Origin of the sequence: Microbacterium sp. LMI1-1-1.1 (assembly GCF_040815675.1) — a bacterium.
Classification (GTDB): Bacteria; Actinomycetota; Actinomycetes; order Actinomycetales; family Microbacteriaceae; genus Microbacterium.
On record NZ_JBFPNN010000013.1, the window covers coordinates 1 to 4,133 of the forward strand.

At 55.1% G+C, this 4,133-nt stretch carries 2 rRNA genes (1 of these 2 running past the window's edge); both read left to right on the plus strand.

Annotated features, from left to right (window positions below):
- The first annotated feature begins 254 nt into the window (after window positions 1–254).
- Window positions 255–1,777, plus strand: a 16S ribosomal RNA gene (locus MRBLMI1_RS16020).
- Window positions 1,778–2,196: 419 nt separating this feature from the next.
- A 23S ribosomal RNA gene (locus MRBLMI1_RS16025) occupies window positions 2,197–4,133 on the plus strand; its annotated part runs 1,243 nt beyond the window's last position; the annotation flags it as partial.

The following is a 4,133-nucleotide window of genomic DNA, read 5'->3' on the forward strand; positions in this document are numbered from 1 at the left end:
ATAAGGTAGTGAAGTTGCCTCACGGGTAGGTCGAGAGATCGTTTCTGTGGGTGCGTCCGTTCCTTGAGAACTCAACAGCGTGCACTTGTCAAATGCCAATTTATTCCTCGTCGGTCTTCGGACTGCGAGAAATTCCTTTGGATCAAAGACCACTCCTTCGGGGGTGGCAACGGATAGTCAGCAATGATGTATCTCTTTGGTCAGTTTCAAACTCGCTGCGGCACGGTTTTTCCCCGTGTTGTATGCATTTCTTTTTTACGGAGAGTTTGATCCTGGCTCAGGATGAACGCTGGCGGCGTGCTTAACACATGCAAGTCGAACGGTGAAGCCAAGCTTGCTTGGTGGATCAGTGGCGAACGGGTGAGTAACACGTGAGCAACCTGCCCTGGACTCTGGGATAAGCGCTGGAAACGGCGTCTAATACTGGATATGAGGCGTGATCGCATGGTCAACGTCTGGAAAGATTTTTCGGTCTGGGATGGGCTCGCGGCCTATCAGCTTGTTGGTGAGGTAATGGCTCACCAAGGCGTCGACGGGTAGCCGGCCTGAGAGGGTGACCGGCCACACTGGGACTGAGACACGGCCCAGACTCCTACGGGAGGCAGCAGTGGGGAATATTGCACAATGGGCGGAAGCCTGATGCAGCAACGCCGCGTGAGGGATGACGGCCTTCGGGTTGTAAACCTCTTTTAGCAGGGAAGAAGCGAAAGTGACGGTACCTGCAGAAAAAGCGCCGGCTAACTACGTGCCAGCAGCCGCGGTAATACGTAGGGCGCAAGCGTTATCCGGAATTATTGGGCGTAAAGAGCTCGTAGGCGGTTTGTCGCGTCTGCTGTGAAATCCCGAGGCTCAACCTCGGGCCTGCAGTGGGTACGGGCAGACTAGAGTGCGGTAGGGGAGATTGGAATTCCTGGTGTAGCGGTGGAATGCGCAGATATCAGGAGGAACACCGATGGCGAAGGCAGATCTCTGGGCCGTAACTGACGCTGAGGAGCGAAAGGGTGGGGAGCAAACAGGCTTAGATACCCTGGTAGTCCACCCCGTAAACGTTGGGAACTAGTTGTGGGGACCATTCCACGGTTTCCGTGACGCAGCTAACGCATTAAGTTCCCCGCCTGGGGAGTACGGCCGCAAGGCTAAAACTCAAAGGAATTGACGGGGACCCGCACAAGCGGCGGAGCATGCGGATTAATTCGATGCAACGCGAAGAACCTTACCAAGGCTTGACATACACCAGAACGGGCCAGAAATGGTCAACTCTTTGGACACTGGTGAACAGGTGGTGCATGGTTGTCGTCAGCTCGTGTCGTGAGATGTTGGGTTAAGTCCCGCAACGAGCGCAACCCTCGTTCTATGTTGCCAGCACGTAATGGTGGGAACTCATGGGATACTGCCGGGGTCAACTCGGAGGAAGGTGGGGATGACGTCAAATCATCATGCCCCTTATGTCTTGGGCTTCACGCATGCTACAATGGCCGGTACAAAGGGCTGCAATACCGTGAGGTGGAGCGAATCCCAAAAAGCCGGTCCCAGTTCGGATTGAGGTCTGCAACTCGACCTCATGAAGTCGGAGTCGCTAGTAATCGCAGATCAGCAACGCTGCGGTGAATACGTTCCCGGGTCTTGTACACACCGCCCGTCAAGTCATGAAAGTCGGTAACACCTGAAGCCGGTGGCCCAACCCTTGTGGAGGGAGCCGTCGAAGGTGGGATCGGTAATTAGGACTAAGTCGTAACAAGGTAGCCGTACCGGAAGGTGCGGCTGGATCACCTCCTTTCTAAGGAGCATCTGGCGCTACAGTCTTCGGGTTGTGGTGTCCAGGCGCCGGATCAGACCGAATGTGTCTGCCGGTTAGCTCATGGGTGGAACATTTGATGGGGTGCTCAGTCTGAGGATTCTGGATCTAGTACGCAGCTTGCTGTGGGAACGGTTCGGGTCGGAGGGGTGGGCACATGCACGCTGTTGGGTCCTGAGGGGCCGGGCGCTGATCGCGCTAGTCGGAAGGCTGGTGGTGGTTGGTGGCTGTTCCTCTAGGGCCTTTTCCTGCGCCGGTGTTCGGTGGCGGGGGAGGGTACCGCCCGTACTTTGAGAACTACACAGTGGACGCGAGCATCTTCGACATGATCCTTCGGGATGGTGTCGTGAAGATGATCTTAAAGATCATTAGTCAATTTTTTGACGATTCAACTCATGTGATTTCAAGTCTTTAAGAGCAAACGGTGGATGCCTTGGCATCTGGAGCCGAAGAAGGACGTAGCAATCTGCGATAAGCCTCGGGGAACTGATAAGCGAGTTTTGATCCGAGGATGTCCGAATGGGGAAACCCCGCTGGGCGGCGTGCCGACCTAGTGACTCCCGCCTGAATATATAGGGCGGGTAGAGGGAACGTGGGGAAGTGAAACATCTCAGTACCCACAGGAAGAGAAAGCAACAGCGATTCCGTGAGTAGTGGCGAGCGAAACCGGAAGAGGCTAAACCTAGCGTGTGTGATAGCCGGCAGGCGTTGCATGTTGGGGGTTGTGGGACTTTTCTGATTGCTCTGCCGAGCAGTCGACGTGACAAGAGGGTATAGACGAACGGTTTTGAATGGCCGGTCATAGAGGGTGCGAACCCCGTAGTCGAAATGCCTGTTCTTGGCGTGAAGAGTATCCCAAGTAGCACGGGGCCCGAGAAATCCCGTGTGAATCTGTCAGGACCACCTGATAAGCCTAAATACTCCCAGATGACCGATAGCGGACAAGTACCGTGAGGGAAAGGTGAAAAGTACCCCGGGAGGGGAGTGAAATAGTACCTGAAACCGTTTGCTTACAAACCGTTGGAGCCTCCTTAGTAGGGGTGACAGCGTGCCTTTTGAAGAATGAGCCTGCGAGTTAGCGATACGTGGCGAGGTTAACCCGTGTGGGGTAGCCGTAGCGAAAGCGAGTCTGAATAGGGCGATTCAGTCGCGTGTCCTAGACCCGAAGCGAAGTGATCTATCCATGGCCAGGTTGAAGCGACGGTAAGACGTCGTGGAGGACCGAACCCACTTAGGTTGAAAACTGAGGGGATGAGCTGTGGATAGGGGTGAAAGGCCAATCAAACTTCGTGATAGCTGGTTCTCTCCGAAATGCATTTAGGTGCAGCGTTGCGTGTTTCTTGCCGGAGGTAGAGCTACTGGATGGCCGATGGGCCCTACAAGGTTACTGACGTCAGCCAAACTCCGAATGCCGGTAAGTGAGAGCGCAGCAGTGAGACTGTGGGGGATAAGCTTCATAGTCGAGAGGGAAACAACCCAGACCACCAACTAAGGTCCCTAAGCGCGTGCTAAGTGGGAAAGGATGTGGAGTTGCTTAGACAACCAGGAGGTTGGCTTAGAAGCAGCCACCCTTGAAAGAGTGCGTAATAGCTCACTGGTCAAGTGATTCCGCGCCGACAATGTAACGGGGCTCAAGCACGCCACCGAAGTTGTGGCATTGACATTATTGGTAGGCCTTCGTGGTCCAGCCGTGTTGATGGGTAGGAGAGCGTCGTGTCGCGAGTGAAGCGGCGGGGTGACCCAGCCGTGGACGCGACACGAGTGAGAATGCAGGCATGAGTAGCGAAAGACGTGTGAGAAACACGTCCTCCGAAAGACCAAGGGTTCCAGGGTCAAGCTAATCTTCCCTGGGTAAGTCGGGACCTAAGGCGAGGCCGACAGGCGTAGTCGATGGACAACGGGTTGATATTCCCGTACCGGCGAAGAACCGCCCAAGCTAATCCAGTGGTGCTAAGAGTCCTAGCTCGGAATGTTCGGATCCCTTCGGGGTGATGTCGTCCGTGTGAACGCTCGACCCCATGCTGGTGCGGCTAGCGTATTAACAGGTGTGACGCAGGAAGGTAGCCCAAGCCAGGCGATGGTAGTCCTGGTGCAAGTGCGTAGGCCGAGTGATAGGCAAATCCGTCACTCACATAGGCTGAGACACGATGCGGATGAAAAGTGGGTGATCCTATGCTGCCGAGAAAAGCATCGACGCGAGGTTCTAGCTGCCCGTACCCCAAACCGACTCAGGTGGTCAGGTAGAGAATACCAAGGAGATCGAGAGAATCGTGGTTAAGGAACTCGGCAAAATGCCCCCGTAACTTCGGGAGAAGGGGGGCCTTCGACGTATTAGGAC